Here is a 14,395-nt window from a genome sequence, read left to right on the forward strand (position 1 = left end):
TCGTGCCCGGCGAGAGCCCCCACCACACGCCGCCGCCACCCTCCGGATCCCGGGTAGTTGTGCCCGGGCCGTGGAGAAGTCCGCGGCGTCTGGGCCGACGACGGGCTTGTGTCAGGTGAGCCTCCGGCCTCTTGGGAGACCGGGTAGTTGTGCCCTGGATCCCAAGGGGTCTCGGGTAGTTGTGCTTGCGCGCGTAGAAGGGCCGGGGCGCCAAGGAGAGGGGTGGGGTTAGACGGCTTTGCGGTCGAGGGGGGAGGTGAGGCCGGCTACGGCGGCGACGACCTCGGAGGCGTTGGTCAGGTCGGGCAGGACCAAGTCGGCCCCCGCCTCACGAAGTTCGGAGGCCATGGAGCGCCCGGAAGCCACCCCGATCACCGCCGCCCCACCGATCTTGGCCGCCTGCACGTCCCGCGTCGAGTCGCCGATCACCACGGTGTTGGCCACCGTGAACGGCGTGCCCGCCCGCTGCTTGGCCCGCCCCTGCGCCACCTGCAACAGGGTGGCCTTCGGGTAGACCTCCTCGCCGTACCCGCCCAGGTCGAAGTCGATGTACTTGTCCAGCCCGAACGCCTTCAGCTTGTGCACCGCGTTGCTCTTGATGGTCCCGGTCAGCACGGTCTGCATGACCCCGTCGAGCCGGGCCACCGCCTTCAAGGCGTCCTTGGCCCCGGGCATCATCCGCCCCTCCTTGGCCAGCCGCTTACGCCGGTCGGCGAAGGCCATGGCCAGCGCCGACAGGAACTTGGGCAGGTGGTCGTCCTCCGCCACGATCCCGTTGACGGCCAGCGTCTCGAAGACGATCTCGGAGTCGGGCCGCCCCAGCGCCGGCGCCAGCTTGACCAGGGGCCGCCCGGTCACGATCCGGAAGGCCTCCGCGTAGGCGTCGCGGGTCACGATCGCGACGTCGACCAGCGTGAGGTCGACGTTCCAGAGCACAAGGCGGTTGATGGCAGCCTCCTGAGGGGGTCCATAGAAGGGTACGGCTCCCGCACCCGCGAAGCTGCCCCGCGAGGGCATTTAAGCATGATTGCCGGTAGTGACGCCTTCTGCGAAGAAAACCGGAACCGGCGGCGACACGCAAGAATCGATCAAGCTTCTGATCTGCGAAAACTTATATTGACCCCGTGAGCGCCACCGTACGCCTCCGGCCGACGGCCCGATTCCTGACGGGTGATCTGATCTGGATCATCCCGCTGGCCGTCGTGAGCTGGGTCCTGGCGAACCTGTGGCCGCCGCACCAGCCCTGGGCGGACCTGGCGATGTCCGCCGCCCTGCTGGCGCCGATGATGTGGCGTCACCTGTATCCGGTGGGCGTGTTCATGCTGGTGTCCGGGCTCGCACTGCTGCAGATGCTCAACGGCTGGCCGCCGCTGCTGGCCGACCTGAGCATCTGCGTCGCGCTGGCGACCCTTGCCGTGAGCCGTCCCCTCGTGATCTCGCTGCCCGCGCTGATCATCACCTGCGCGGGCCACGTGATCTGGACGCTGGCCTACCCGACGTCGCTGGTGCCGCTTCCGTGGATGGCCAACCAGTTGTTGTTCATCGTGCTGGTCTGGTTCGCCGGACGGTACGTGCTGGCCAAGCGCATGGTCATGCAGGGCATCAGGGAACGCCTGCTGCTCGCCGAGCGGGCCAGGGAGAGCGAGTCCCGCGAGGCGGTCGGCCGCGAACGGCTGCGCATCGCCCGCGACCTGCACGACAGCGTGGCGCACAACGTGACCGTGATGGTCACGCAGGCCGAGGGTGCGCGGCTGGCGCTCGACGCCGACCCGGCGGGCGCCAAGACGGCGCTCGGGCAGATCGCGGACTGCGGCCGCGCCGCCCTCGGTGACATGCGCGAACTGGTGAGCGCCCTGCGCGGCGCCTGCCCACGCCCGTGGGCCAGGGCGATCGACGACCTGGTCCGCCGCATCAGGCGCAGCGGTGTCCGCGACATCGCGGTACGCGTCGAGGGCGACCCGGACACCGCGCCCGACGAGGTGCTCCTGGCCGCCCAGCAGGTCGTCGGCGAGGCGCTCACCAACGTGCTCAAGCACGCGGGACGCGGCGTCGCGGCCTCGGTGTCGGCCTCCTTCGCCGCGGACGTGGCATACGTGAAGGTCGAGGACGACGGCGGCGGCCCGCTCGCGAACGCCTCCCTGCCGACCGGCGGCAACGGCCTGCTCGGGCTGCGGGAGCGGGTGTGCGGGCTCGGCGGTGAGCTCCGCGCGGGTCCGCGGCGCGGGGGCGGCTTCGTGGTCGAGGCCCGCCTGCCGTATCGCACCTCCCTGTCCTACGCGGCCGAGGCCCGCCCGCCGTACACGAAGGAGAACGGCGACCCGGCCCGAAAGGGGAACGGCGACGCGGCCCGGAAGGAGAGCGGCGACGCGGCGCGAAAGGCAAGCGGCCCAGCGGCCGGAAAGGAGAGCGGCCAGGCGGCGGAGAAGGGGAACGGCGATGCGGCGAGGAGGGGGAGCGGCGATGCGGCCTGATGGTGAGAACCTCCTGCGGGTCCTGCTCGTGGACGACCAGGAGTTGATCCGCGCGGGCGTGCGGATGGTGCTGCGGTCGGCGCCGGACCTCCTGGTGGTCGGCGAGGCGTCGGACGGCGCGCGGGCGCTGGAGGCGCTGCGCGAGGCACCGGCCGACGTCGTGCTCATGGACGTGCGCATGCACAACATGGACGGAATCGAGGCCACCGCCCGCATGCGTACCGACTTCCCCGCCACGTGCGTGGTGCTGCTGACCGCCTTCGACGAGGACGGCCTGGTCAGGGCGGGGCTGGCGGCGGGGGCGGACGGGTTCGTGCTCAAGGACGCGCCGCCGGAGGAACTGTTGCGCGCGATCCGCACGGTCGCCGACGGCGGCGCCTACGTCTCCCCCGTGCTCGCCAAGCGCCTGCTCGACGACTTCCGCCCCAACCTCTACGAGGCCCCGGTGTCCGCGGCCGGCCTAGACGAGCTGACCCGGCGCGAGCAGGAGGTGTTCACGCTGGTGGCGCGCGGGCTGACGAACTCCCAGATCGCCGAGCGGCTGTCGCTGTCGCCGGTCACCGTGCGCACCCACGTGGACAACGTGCTCGGCAAGCTGCACCTGCCGCACCGCAGCCGCCTCATCGTCTTCGCCTACGAGAACGGCCTGGTACGGCCTCAGCGTTTCGATGAGCCGCCAGCGTGAAGATGGTTGCCGCGACCGTCACTGGGGATGACGAAAAGCGACATTTCGCGACATAGCGTGATTTTTCGGAGGTTAACGCTATGTGGAAGTGCGCCATAGGGCGTCACATGATGTGCCTGGCCGCGTGCCTGGCCGCCGTCGTCACCGGTTCGGTCCTCATCGTGACCGCCTGGATCGGCAACGGCACCGAGTCGGGGCGGCTGACCCAATGCTTCTCGTCCGAGCGCATGGACCTCGCCGTACTGCCCGCCGGCTTCCCCGCCCAGGGCACGCCGCCGCCGATCCCCACCCAGACGATCGCCGCCCTGCGCACCATCCCCGGCGTCAGCGCCGTGCGCGAGGTGCGCGGCGGCACCGTCCACGCGAGCTGGCCCCAGGCGAACGCCACCCCGATGGAGGTCGTCGCGCTGCCCGCCAACGGCCTGCCCATGCTGCCCGTCATCGGCGGCAGGCCGCCCGCCGCCCACGGCGAGGCCGTCGTGGACGAGGAGACCGCCGCCTCCTACGGCCTCGGCGTCGGCAGCACCGTCACCGTCACCGACCCGCGCGGCGCGCTGGTCGACCTGCGCGTGAGCGGCGTACTCCAGGTGGACATGAACAAGGACATGATCGTCAGGGGTACGCTCGGCCTCACCCCGCAGACCGCCGCCACCCTCGTCAGCCCGATCAGGCTCAGCGGCCTCCAGGTGACCCTCGACTCCGCCTCGCTCGCCGGGCCGGTCCGCGACCAGGTCGCCGACCGGCTGGGCGCCGGCTACACCGTCTACACCCGCCAGGACGTCGCCGCCAAGCGCAGCGCCGACGCCGGGGTCCTGAGCATCGTGCTGGCGACGCTCGGCATGACCGTCACCACGGTCGGCGCGGTCGCGAGCTGCTCCACGCTCGGCCGCCTGCGCTCCTACCTCCGCCAGTCCGCCGGCGCCCAGGTCGCCACCCAGGGCAGGCGGCGCATCCGCCGCATGATGGTCTACGACCGGCTCATCGGCTTCGCCACCGCGACGACCGCGGGCGCGGGACTGGTCATCGGCACGCTCGTCCTGCTCGCGGGATCGGGCGCCGACCTGCCGTGCCTCAGCGTGTTCGCGATCTCCTCGACGCTCATGCTGCTGCCCCTGGCCGCCTACGGCTGCGCGATGGTCCTCGCGCCCATCCCCGCGCTCCTGCGCAGCTCCTGAACGCTCAGGAGTCCTTGCGCGCGCGGGCGGCGCGGCGCTTGCCCTCGTGCATGGCCTGGACCCGGGCGATCGGGATCGTGTGGCCCTCGGCGACCAGGTCGTCGGGCAGGCGCTGGGGCTCGGGCATGGCCTCGGCCCACGGGTCGGCGCCGCCCAGCAGGCCGGGCGCGGTGTGGATGGTGAAGTCCGCCGGGCTCACCCGCTCCAGATCCTCCCACGCGACGGGGAAGGAGACGGTGGCGCCGGGCCGTACCCTCGGGCTGTAGGCCGCGACCACGGTCGCGCCGCCCGCGCGGGTGGAGTCGAGGAAGACCTTGCCGCCGCGGTCCTCGCGGATGAACGCGGTGGTCGCCAGCTCGGGGTCGAGCCGCTCGGCGCGCGCGGCGACCGCGCGCGTCGCCGCGGCGAGGTCCTCGACGCCGGTGCCCTCGGCGACCGGCACGAACACGTGCACGCCCTTGGCGCCGCTGGTCTTGACCGCCCCCTCCAGCCCGTCCGCCCGCAACGCCGCCCGCACCAGCAGCGCGGCCTGTACGGCCAGCCCGAACGCCCCGTCCTCGGCCGGAGGATCGAGGTCGAGGATGAGATGCGTGGGCCGGTCCCCGAGAAACAGCGCGGGGTGGTATTCGACGGCCCGCTGGTTGGCGAACCACAGCAGCGTCCGCCGGTCGCCGCACACGGCGTAGCGGACCTCGCGATGGGAGCTCTCGGCCCAGTGGGTGACGCTGTCGACCCACTCCGGCGCGTACTTGGGCAGGTTCTTCTGCATGAACGGTGGCTGACCCGGGCGTACGCGGATCACCGACAGCGCCCGGCCGGCCAGCGCGGGCACGATCCTGTCGCTCACCGCGTCGAGGTAGTCGACCAGGTCACGCTTGGTGGCCTCGGCCCCGTCGAACAGCGGCTGGCCGAGGTTGCTGAACTCGACCCCGTCGCGCGTCTCTTCCACCTTGCCCACGGCCCTGCCGCCTTTCTCACACGTAGGACAGAGCCTCTGCCAGGGTGTCGACGACGGGCAACCCCGTGGCCTGGAGGTCGGCCCTGGTGGTCATGCCGCCGGTGTAGAGGACGGCCTGGGCGCCGACGTGCCGGGCGGCCAGCCCGTCGTCCACGCTGTCGCCGATCACCAGGACGTCGGCGGGGCGCACGCCGATGGCGGCCAGATGCGCGCTCATGTGCTCCGCCTTCTCGCCTCCGGTGGTGCCGAGCAATCCGTCGATCCTGGTGAAGTGCTGGTGGATCGCGAACGACTCGACCAGCGGCACGAGGTGCGCGTGCGGCGCCATCGAGCAGAGCGACTGCGTGCCGTCCCAGCCCCGCAACGTCGCCAGGGCGTCGGCGGCCAGGCCGCAGGCGACGCTCAGCCGGAAGTAGTGCTCGTGGAAGCCGACGTCGAGCCGCTCCCACTCGCCCTCCTCCAGCGCGCGGCCGAGCATGCGCTCATAGGCCAGCCAGATCGGGCGGGTGTAGACGGCGCGGAAGCCGTCGGCGTCGAGTATGGGCAGGTCGTAGGGCTTGAAGACCTCGTTGGTCGCCCCGACGACCGCGTCTATGTCGTGGTAGAGGGTACCGTTCCAGTCCCAGATGATGTGCTTCGTCATGTCAGGACAATCGTATCGGCCGGGTGCGACATTCCGGTGAACGCGGCGGAGCCGCGACCCGACGGGTCACGGCTCCGCCGCCCGCGAACTGATCAGCCGCGAGCCATGGTGATCAGCCGCAGGCCTGTGCGGTCTTTCCGTTGGCCCAGAGCTTGGTGCGCTTGGCCACGGCGTAGCCCCAGGCGCAGATGTTCGCGCCGCCGATCATGTCGCCCCAGTGGTGGCCGCCGTTGCCCTTGCCGTAGTCGAAATGGACCATCCTGTTGCCGTTGCCGTTGGGCTTGGCCAGGACGACGCGGATGATGCCGCTGTCGAGCGGGGACACCCAGATCTCGGTCCAGTTGGTCTTGCACTTGCGCGACCACATGAGCTTGATCGTGCCGTACTTGCTCTTCGAGCCCTTCTGCACCAGCGTGCTCTGCCGCGCGACGATCGCCGAGGCGGCACAGCCGGTCTTGTACGGGTCCTGCTTGTCGTAGTTCCGAGCGGCGTGCGCGGCGGGAGACATCATGGCCAGAAGCGCCCCCGTGGCCGCCACTCCGGCTACTGCGGCTCGGATTCTCACTGAGACGGACTCCTTCGTGTTATCCGGCGGGTAAACCCCGGCAGCCTACAAGAAATCATCACGTAAGAGTCAAGAAGAATCTGCGATTTGGGACGGCCCTAACTGGTGAACAGGTGGGGGATCTCCTGGGTCGCGTACCACATCAGCTCGTGCGCCTCGGCCCCGTCCAAGGTGAAGCGGGCGTCGTCGTCGCCGTCGTCGGCGGCGGGGAGCGCGGCGATGGCCGCCTCGATGTCGGGGATGGCGTAGAGGTCGTCCACGTGGGCCGCGGCGACCTTGGACAGGGGGATCGAGTCCGCCAGCCGTACCCTGGCCCGCTCGGCCAGGTCCACGCCCATGGTGAGGGCCCCGTCGGGGACCTCGGCCGCGACCACCACCCGCCGCGGGGCGGCGTCCACGCCGTCGGCGCGGTCGGCGGCCAGCATGCGCAGCGAGGCGCGGGCCGCCTCGGTGAGCGCCACGTATTCGAGCTCCTCCGTGTCGCCCGAGGCGTACCACTCGGTCAGCGCGGGGGTGACCGCGTAGCCGATCAACGGGGCCGGGCCGATCTCGCCCGCGGCGACGGCCTTGGCCAGCGCGGGGAGCGTGCACGGCAGATAGACGCGCATGATGTGCCTTTCCGAGAAATCAAGAGCTCTTATCATGCCCGCCGCAGCGGCAGGCGGAGGAGCGTCTCGAGTTCGGCGATGGTCGTGTCCGCGTCGCGGTGGTGGATGCCGGTGAGGCCGAGGCCGCGGGCGGCGGTGATGTTCGCCTCGATGTCGTCGACGAACACGCAGCTCCCGCCAGGCAGGCCCACCAGCCCGAGCGCGTGCTGGAAGATGCGCGGCTCCGGTTTGCGCATGCCCACCTCGCCGGAGATCACCACGGCGTCGAAGACCTCGTCCCAGCCGTCACGCTGGTAGGTGTCGGACCACGAGTTCGACAGCAGGCAGGTCCTGATCCCGGCCTTTTTCGCCAGCCTCAGCATGTCGTACATGACGTCCACCCGGTCGAACGCGGCGAACATCCGCACCAGCAGCCCCTCGGCCTCCGGCGGCAGCCCGTCCACCGTTCGCAGCCGCGCCGCCAGGTCCCGCTCGAACGCCGCGCCCGAGATCTCCCCGCGCTCCAGCGCGTGGACGACGTTCTCGCCCTGGCCGTTGTAAGCCTGGTCGACCAGTTCGCGCATGACCTCGCGGTAGTGGTTGCCGTCGATGCGGTCGGCCTCGATCCACTTGGCGATCGCCGCGGACAGGTTCGTCGTGAGCACGCCGCCCCAGTCGATCAGCACCCCTGTGATCACGGAGACCTCCCGGTGTTGGAACATCGTTCTAGGATAATTCCCCGTGAACGCCGGCTAACCGGCGGCGCGCGCGGCCAGCTTCCTGTGCTTGGCCGAGCGCAGCACCTTCGCGGCCTGCTCGGCCGAGGCCCGGGGCGCCTCGGTCAGGAAGCCGCGGTTCTTCCGCAGCGTGAGCAGCCTGGTCACCGACGCGTCCAGCCGCGCCGCGGAGATCCGGCCCGACTTCACCGCTCCCAGCACCGCGTTGTACGCCTTCGGGAAGTCGGCCGGCATGAGCAGCAGGTCGGCCCCGGCCAGGATGGCGCGTACCGCCACCTCGCCGTCGCCGTACTTCTTGCGCACCCCGGCCATGTTCAGGGCGTCGGTGGAGATCACGCCCTTGAAGCCGAGCTCGTCGCGCAGCAGCCCGGTCAGGATGGGCCTGGACAGCGTGGCCGGGTCGCCAGACCTGTCCAGCTTCGGCATCACGATGTGCGCGCTCATGACCGCGTCCACGCCCGCCTCGATCGCGGCCCTGAACGGCGGCGCGTCCAGCTTCTCCCACTGTGCCCGGGTGTGCTTGATCACCGGGAGCCCGGTGTGGCTGTCGGTGGCGGTGTCGCCGTGCCCGGGGAAGTGCTTGGCGGTGCTGGCCACCCCGGACTCGCCGAAGCCCTTGACCGCCGCGCTCACCATCCTGGCGACCTTGGCCGGGTCGTCGCCGAACGCCCTCCGGCCGATCACGGGGTTGCGCGGGTTGAGGTTCACGTCGGCGACCGGCGCGAAGTCGAGGTTGACGCCGAGCGCCTTCAGCTCGTCGCCGGTGGCCTTGGCGACCGCCCGCGAGAACTCCGTGTCCCCGGTGGCGCCGATCCGGTCGGCGCTCGGCAGATCGGTCATCAGCGCCGACATCCGCGAGACGAGGCCGTTCTCCTGGTCGGTGCCGATGAGCAGCGGGACCCGCCTGGAGGCGTCCTGCAGCCCGTTGGCCAGCCGGACGACCTGCGCGCTGCTCTTGACGTTGGCCGGGAAGAGGATCACGCCGCCCAGGTGGTACTTGGCGACGACCTTGGCGGGCGTCTGGGCGCCGAACCTGGCCTGGTTCTCGCCGGAGACGGTGTCGGCGGCGGTGCCGTAGACGACGGGCATGAACAGTTGCCCGACCTTCTCCTCCCTGCTCATCGCCGCGACCAGCCGCTCGACCTCGCCCGCCGTGGGCTTGGACGGGGCGGAGACGGAGGCGGCGGGGCTCGGGGGCGCGGCGGCCGAGGCCGAGCTCGGCGCCGCCGGCCCGCCCCCTCCGCCCGCGCACGCGGCCAGGGCGAGGACGAGCATGCCTGCGGTGCCGATGCGTCCAACCATGTCCAACACGGTAACCGGGCTCAGCCGTGCGAGCGTCCCGGGGGCTAAAGTCCGAGCTCCGCGAGTCCGGGCAGGTTCGAGCGTGCCGCCGCGCGCGCGTGCCGCGCCGTCGCCTGCCTCCTGGCCGCGTACGCCGCGCGCCCGCACTCGTCCAGCGTGCTCACCGCCAGCGCCGCCCGTACGGCCGGCAGCGCGGCGGCGCTCATCGACAGCGAGCTCACCCCGAGCCCGGCCAGCACGCAGGCCAGCACCGGATCGGCCGCCGACTCCCCGCAGACCCCGCACGGCCGCCCGTTGTCGGCGGCGGCGGTGGCGGTGGCCGCGACGAGGTCGAGCAGCGCCGGCTGCCACGGGTCCTGCAGCCCGGCCAGGGCGCCCACCTGCCGGTCGGCGGCGAAGGTGTACTGAGACAGGTCGTTGGTCCCGATCGAGAAGAAGTCGACCTCCTGGGCGAGCCTGTCCGCGCGCAGCGCCGCCGCCGGCACCTCGATCATCACGCCCGCGCTCGGCAGCCCCGCGGCCCGGCAGGCCCCGGCGAACCACCTGGCCTCCTCGGCCGTGGCCACCATCGGCGCCATGACCTGCAGCTCCGCCTCGGTGCCGAGCGCCGCGGCGGCCAGCGCCGCCAGTTGCACGGCCATCACCTCGGGATGCACGCGGAACATCCGCAGCCCCCGCTCCCCCAGCGCCGGGTTCGGCTCGGGCGCGGGCGGCTTCAGGAAGGCCAGCGGCTTGTCGGCCCCGGCGTCCAGCGTCCGCACCACGACCTTGCCGCCGGGGAACGCCTCCAGCACCGCCCGGTAGGCGGCCTCCTGCTCCTCGAGCGAGGGAGCCTGCGCGCGGTCCAGGAACAGGAACTCCGTGCGGTAGAGCCCCACGCCCTCGGCGCCGTTGGCCAGCGCGGGGTCGAGGTCGGCCGGGCCGCCGACGTTGGCCAGGAGCGGCACCGGATGCCCGTCCTTGGTGCGGCCGGGGCCGCGGACCGCGGCGATCGCCGCCCGCCTGCTCTCCTGCGCCCCCTCCGCGGTGGCCACGTCGTCGTCGGACGGCTCCAGCCGTACCTCTCCGGTGGAGCCGTCGACCAGCACGCGGGCGCCCGGCGTGATCGTCGTCGCGCCCGCGCAGGCCACGACGGCGGGCACGCCCATCGCCCTGGCCAGGATCGCGGTGTGGCTGGTCGGCCCGCCCTCCTCGGTCACGAACGCGGCCACCACGTCCTTCGACAGCAGCGCGGTGTCGGCGGGCGCGAGGTCACGGGCGATCAGCACGTACGGCTCCGCCGCCTCCACCGGCACCCCCGGCAGCGGTTGCCCGGTCAGCCGGGCGATCACCCGGTCGCGGATGTCGTCGAGGTCGGCGACCCGCTCCCCGAGATACCCGCCGGCCCCGGCCAGCATCTCCCGGTACCTGCCGAACGCCTCGTAGACGGCCCTCGGCGCGGCCAGTCCGCCGTCGACGAGCGACTTGACGCCCACGATCAGCCCGGGGTCCTCGGCCATAAGGGCCTGCGCCTGCAGGATCTCCCTGGCCTCGCCACCGGCCTTGTCGCCGCGGGCCTCCAGGGCCCCGGCGACCTGCTTGAGCGCGGCCAGAGCGCGCTCCTTCTCCTGGTCGGCCTCGCCGGAGTAGGTCTGGCCCGCGGGGGGTTCGGGCACCGAGGCCGTCAGGACGTACGCGGGACCGTGACCGATCCCCTGGCTGACCCCCGTCCCCTTCATGCCGTCTCGGCTATCTTGACCAGCTCTTCGAGCACGGCCTCGGCACCCTCGCCGTCGGCCGTGATCACGACGGTCTCGCCCTGGCGGACGTCCAGCCCCATGACCGACAGGATGCTCTTCGCGTTGACCTGGGGGCCGCCGGCCTTGCCCACGGTGACGTCCATCGTGGCCTTGGCGGCCGTCTGTACGAACGTCGCCGCCGGACGGGCGTGCAGGCCCACTTCCGCGGCGATGACGGCCTTGCGCTCTGCCATGAGACTTTCCTCCTTGATGATGGCGGTCCAGACCAGTTTGAACCTTAGGTGAAGGGCGGCCACTCGACCGCTGTGAGATCGGCCACCACGATGTCGGCGCCGGCCAGCTCGTGATCGGCGTAGGAGGTGGCGACGCCGACGACGCGCATCCCGGCCGCCTTGGCCGCCGCGATGCCGGCCAGCGAGTCCTCGAACACCACGCAGTCGGCCGGATCGGCGCCCAGCCGCTCGGCCCCCAGCAGGAAGCCCGCCGGGTCCGGCTTGCCGACCGCCACGTCCTCCGCCGTCACGAGCTCCCTGATCAGCTCGCGTACGCCCACCTGCTCCAGGCGCTGCTCGGCCCAGAACCGGCCGGCCGAGGTGACCAGGCCGATGGGCGAGCCGTACGCGGCGACCTTGCGGACCAGCTCGGCCGCGCCCGGAACCGGCACGATCTCCGGCAGCTCCGGGTGGTCGTCGTAGCCGTAGACCTCGCTGATCAGCTCCTCGACGTCGTGGCCGGGGAACACCTCGGGGATGACGTCGCGGCCCCGGCGGCCCATGAAGACGCGGACGTCCTGCTTGAGGTCGTGCTTGTCGAGCAGCAACTGCCACATGGCCATGCTGCGGGCCTCGGTGTTGATGAGCGTCCCGTCCAGGTCGAACAGGGCCGTGTCGACTCCCACCGGAGCTAGTCCCACCTGAAGAGCTCGTCCCCCACGTGAACCTCCCCCTCCGCGACGCCGGTCACCGACTCGGCCGCCGCATCCAGTGCGACCACCGGGCAGACCGGCGAGCGGCCGCCGGCCTCGATGGCCGCGGGGTCCCAGGCGACGACCGGCTGACCGGCGCTGACCCGGTCCCCCTCGGCCGCCAGCAACTGGAACCCCTCCCCCTTGAGCTGGACGGTGTCGATGCCCAGGTGCACCAGCACGCCTCTGCCGTCGTCCCCCACGATGACGTAGGCATGCGGATGCAGTTTCATGATTTTTCCGGGTATCGGGGCAACTGCCTTGCCCGGTCCCCGCAAGGGGTCGATGGCCGTGCCCGGCCCCACCATGCCCGCGGAGAAGACCGGATCGGGCACGGCCGCCAACCCCACTGCTGCCCCCTCGACCGGGGCGAGAACAGTCGTCATGGTCTCGCCCTCTAACCGATGATGTCCTCGATGTCGCTGGCGATCGTGTCGGCCTCGGGCCCCACGACGACCTGGACCACGTTCCCCGCCGCCATCACGCCGTGGGCGCCCGCCGCCTTGAGCGCGGCCTGGTCCACCTTCGCGGCGTCGTGCACCTCGGTGCGCAGGCGCGTGATGCAGGGCTCGATCTCGATGATGTTCTCGGCGCCGCCGAGTCCCGCGATGATCGCGTTTACGTCCGTCGCCATCCGGTCCTCCTCCTGAATACTCTCCGACCAGGCTAAACGACGCTCCGTGATCAGTCGGTCTGGGTCACCTTGTTGAGTCCGCGCGGCGCGTCGGGGTCGATGCCGAGCCTGCGGGCCAGCGACTCGGTCAGCAACTGACCGGGCACGATCAGGCCCATCGGGGCCACCCACTCGGGCAGGTCGGGACCGTTCAGGGCGGCGGTGCCCGCGCCGGCGAGAGCCGTACCTCCGCCGATGGTGAAGGCGGACGCGCCCGCGGCCACGACGCGCTCGGCGAGCGCGACGGTGCCCGCGAGGGTCGGGCTGTTCTCCGCGGCGACCAGCAGCGCGGGGGTGTCGGCGTCGACGACGGCGATCGGACCGTGCAGGAGGTCGGCGTAGGACAGGCCCATGGCGTGCAGGTAGCAGGCCTCCTTGAGCTTGAGCGCGGTCTCCAGCGCGGTCGAGAACGCCATGCCGCGGCCGGAGACGACCACGCCCGGCTTGTCCGACAGGCCCTCGACCACGGCGTCGAGGTCGCCCGGGTCGGTGATCAGCTTCTCCACCGCGTCGGGGACCTTCTGCAGGTCGTCGGCGTCCACGTCCGCGCCCAGGCCCAGGGCGAGCACGGCCAGCGCGGCGAGCTGCGTGGTGTAGGTCTTGGTCGCCGGTACGGCCTTCTCCTCGCCGGCCAGCGTGACCAGGGCCAGGTCGGCGGCCTGGGCGAGCGGGCTGTCCGGACCGCCGTTGGTGACGCCCACGGTCTTGGCGCCGCAGTCCTTGGCCCAGGCCAGGGTCTCGACGATCTCCTCGGTGCGGCCCGACTGCGAGATGGCCACGGCCAGGACGCCGTCGAGGTCGAGCTTGCGCTTGTAGGTGGTCGCGATGGACGGCGCGGCGAGCGCGGAGAGGCGACCCGCGTGTGATTCGACCAGGTAGCGGCCGTAGACTGCGGCATTGTCCGAGGTACCGCGCGCGATGAAGAGCAACTGACGGGTCTGCTCGCCCAGCGCCCTGACCTCATCGACTCTGGGGAGCAAGGAGTCCAGGGTGGCCCGCAGCGCCGCGGGCTGCTCGGCGATCTCGCTGCGCATCTTCGTGGTCATCTTGTCCTCATCGGCTTGACTGATAATTCCGGCATGTGGTCTAGTCCGGACTAGACCAGTACGAACCATAGCTCATCGACCAGGTCAGATCGAGGGGAGGATCCGTGGCGCACATCGATCCGGACAGCCCGGTGCCCAAGTACTTCCAACTGCGCGAGATCCTGCTGGACCTCATCGACAGCAACGAGCTCAGCATCGGCGCGGCGATCCCGTCCGAGCGCGAGCTCTGCCAGCGTTTCGGCCTGTCCAGAATGACGGTACGGCAGGCCGTCGACCACCTGGTGTCCGAGGGGAGACTGCACCGGGTGCCGGGAAAGGGCACCTTCGTCGCCCGCCCCAAGATCGAGCTGGCGCTCCAGCTCACCTCGTTCACCGACGACATGCGCGCCCGCGGCATGGAGCCCGGCTCCCGCGACCTGGACCGCCGGGTCGTGCGCGCCAGCGCCCACCTGGCCAAGGAACTGGGCATCCAGCCCGGCGAGGAGGTCCACTTCATCGAGCGGCTGCGTACCGCCGACGGGGAACCCCTGTCCATCGAGCGCGCGCACATCCCGGTGAAGCTGGCCCCCGACCTGGCCGACCACGACCTTTCCGACAGATCCCTGTATGAGCTGCTGGAGAGCCAGTACGGCCTCGTCATGGACGCCGGAGAGCTCACCATCGACGGCGGCATCGCCGACCCCAGCGACGCCGACCTGCTGAAGCTGCCGCGCGGCGGAGCCGTACTCCTGCTCCAGCGCCGGTCCTTCTCCGGCGGCGTCTGCGCCGAACTGGGCGTGTCCACCTACCGGGCCGACCGCTACCAGTTGCGCACCATCCTGGAAATGCCCGCTCGACGCTGAGGACCCCC

General features: G+C 71.5%; 17 protein-coding genes. 4 read left to right on the forward strand and 13 right to left on the reverse strand.

Annotation, left to right across the window (positions count from 1 at the left end):
- Window positions 1–228: 228 nt before the first annotated feature.
- Complete coding sequence (locus ACIBEJ_RS15465) at window positions 229–936, reverse strand: HAD family hydrolase (RefSeq protein WP_397183373.1); 708 nt, start codon at window positions 934–936, stop codon at window positions 229–231.
- A 188-nt stretch (window positions 937–1,124) separates the two neighbouring features.
- On the opposite strand from ACIBEJ_RS15465, the gene ACIBEJ_RS15470 reads away from it, so the two are divergent.
- The 3 genes from ACIBEJ_RS15470 (at window position 1,125) to ACIBEJ_RS15480 (ending at window position 4,331) form a co-directional block, all read left to right on the forward strand.
- Complete coding sequence (locus tag ACIBEJ_RS15470) at window positions 1,125–2,471, forward strand: sensor histidine kinase (RefSeq protein WP_397183374.1); 1,347 nt, start codon at window positions 1,125–1,127, stop codon at window positions 2,469–2,471.
- Window positions 2,461–3,156: a response regulator gene (locus ACIBEJ_RS15475; RefSeq protein ID WP_397183375.1), complete on the forward strand. Its 696-nt coding sequence runs from the start codon at window positions 2,461–2,463 to the stop codon at window positions 3,154–3,156. Before ACIBEJ_RS15470 ends, ACIBEJ_RS15475 begins: the two co-directional genes overlap by 11 nt.
- Window positions 3,157–3,263: 107 nt before the next feature.
- Window positions 3,264–4,331 carry an ABC transporter permease gene (locus tag ACIBEJ_RS15480; RefSeq protein WP_397183376.1) on the forward strand — a complete coding sequence of 356 codons (1,068 nt, stop codon included), beginning with the start codon at window positions 3,264–3,266 and terminating at the stop codon, window positions 4,329–4,331.
- A gap of 4 nt (window positions 4,332–4,335) precedes the next feature.
- Here ACIBEJ_RS15480 and ACIBEJ_RS15485 read toward each other — a convergent pair whose 3' ends face one another.
- The 12 genes from ACIBEJ_RS15485 to ACIBEJ_RS15540 form a co-directional block, all read right to left on the reverse strand.
- The gene (locus tag ACIBEJ_RS15485) at window positions 4,336–5,289 is read right to left on the reverse strand and encodes a DNA polymerase domain-containing protein (protein WP_397183377.1); all 954 of its coding nucleotides are present in this window, start codon (window positions 5,287–5,289) and stop codon (window positions 4,336–4,338) included.
- Between the two features lie 16 nt (window positions 5,290–5,305).
- Window positions 5,306–5,932, reverse strand: coding sequence for an HAD family hydrolase (locus ACIBEJ_RS15490; protein ID WP_397183378.1), 627 nt, complete (start codon window positions 5,930–5,932; stop codon window positions 5,306–5,308).
- 112 nt (window positions 5,933–6,044) lie between these two features.
- Window positions 6,045–6,497, reverse strand: a complete 453-nt coding sequence (locus tag ACIBEJ_RS15495) for a DUF2690 domain-containing protein (RefSeq protein ID WP_397183379.1) — start codon at window positions 6,495–6,497, stop codon at window positions 6,045–6,047.
- A 98-nt stretch (window positions 6,498–6,595) separates the two neighbouring features.
- Window positions 6,596–7,105, reverse strand: a complete 510-nt coding sequence (locus ACIBEJ_RS15500; RefSeq protein WP_397183380.1) for a DUF6912 family protein — start codon at window positions 7,103–7,105, stop codon at window positions 6,596–6,598.
- 32 nt (window positions 7,106–7,137) lie between these two features.
- Window positions 7,138–7,806, reverse strand: a complete 669-nt coding sequence (locus ACIBEJ_RS15505; RefSeq protein ID WP_397183381.1) for an HAD family hydrolase — start codon at window positions 7,804–7,806, stop codon at window positions 7,138–7,140.
- Window positions 7,807–7,836: 30 nt separating this feature from the next.
- Window positions 7,837–9,123, reverse strand: a complete 1,287-nt coding sequence (gene nagZ, locus ACIBEJ_RS15510; RefSeq protein WP_397183382.1) for a beta-N-acetylhexosaminidase — start codon at window positions 9,121–9,123, stop codon at window positions 7,837–7,839.
- Between the two features lie 44 nt (window positions 9,124–9,167).
- The gene (ptsP, locus tag ACIBEJ_RS15515) at window positions 9,168–10,841 is read right to left on the reverse strand and encodes a phosphoenolpyruvate--protein phosphotransferase (protein ID WP_397183383.1); all 1,674 of its coding nucleotides are present in this window, start codon (window positions 10,839–10,841) and stop codon (window positions 9,168–9,170) included.
- Window positions 10,838–11,095, reverse strand: a complete 258-nt coding sequence (locus tag ACIBEJ_RS15520; RefSeq protein WP_397183384.1) for an HPr family phosphocarrier protein — start codon at window positions 11,093–11,095, stop codon at window positions 10,838–10,840. Before ACIBEJ_RS15520 ends, ptsP begins: the two co-directional genes overlap by 4 nt.
- Before the next feature lie 44 nt (window positions 11,096–11,139).
- Window positions 11,140–11,760 (reverse strand): HAD family hydrolase, encoded by a 621-nt coding sequence (locus ACIBEJ_RS15525; RefSeq protein ID WP_397183385.1) that lies wholly within the window; start codon window positions 11,758–11,760, stop codon window positions 11,140–11,142.
- 5 nt (window positions 11,761–11,765) lie between these two features.
- Entirely contained in the window at window positions 11,766–12,212 is a 447-nt protein-coding gene (locus ACIBEJ_RS15530; protein ID WP_397183386.1) for a PTS glucose transporter subunit IIA, read from the reverse strand.
- An 11-nt stretch (window positions 12,213–12,223) separates the two neighbouring features.
- Window positions 12,224–12,460, reverse strand: a complete 237-nt coding sequence (locus tag ACIBEJ_RS15535; protein WP_397183387.1) for a glucose PTS transporter subunit EIIB — start codon at window positions 12,458–12,460, stop codon at window positions 12,224–12,226.
- A gap of 50 nt (window positions 12,461–12,510) precedes the next feature.
- A complete protein-coding gene (locus tag ACIBEJ_RS15540) occupies window positions 12,511–13,545 on the reverse strand; it encodes an SIS domain-containing protein (protein WP_397183388.1) in 1,035 nt (344 codons plus the stop codon).
- Between the two features lie 104 nt (window positions 13,546–13,649).
- Between ACIBEJ_RS15540 and ACIBEJ_RS15545 the strand changes: the two genes are divergently transcribed.
- On the forward strand, window positions 13,650–14,387 hold the full coding sequence (locus ACIBEJ_RS15545; protein ID WP_397183389.1) for a GntR family transcriptional regulator: 738 nt from the start codon (window positions 13,650–13,652) through the stop codon (window positions 14,385–14,387).
- Window positions 14,388–14,395: the final 8 nt, after the last annotated feature.

This window comes from Nonomuraea sp. NPDC050790, assembly GCF_044456745.1.
In the GTDB taxonomy this organism is placed as follows: Bacteria; Actinomycetota; Actinomycetes; order Streptosporangiales; family Streptosporangiaceae; genus Nonomuraea.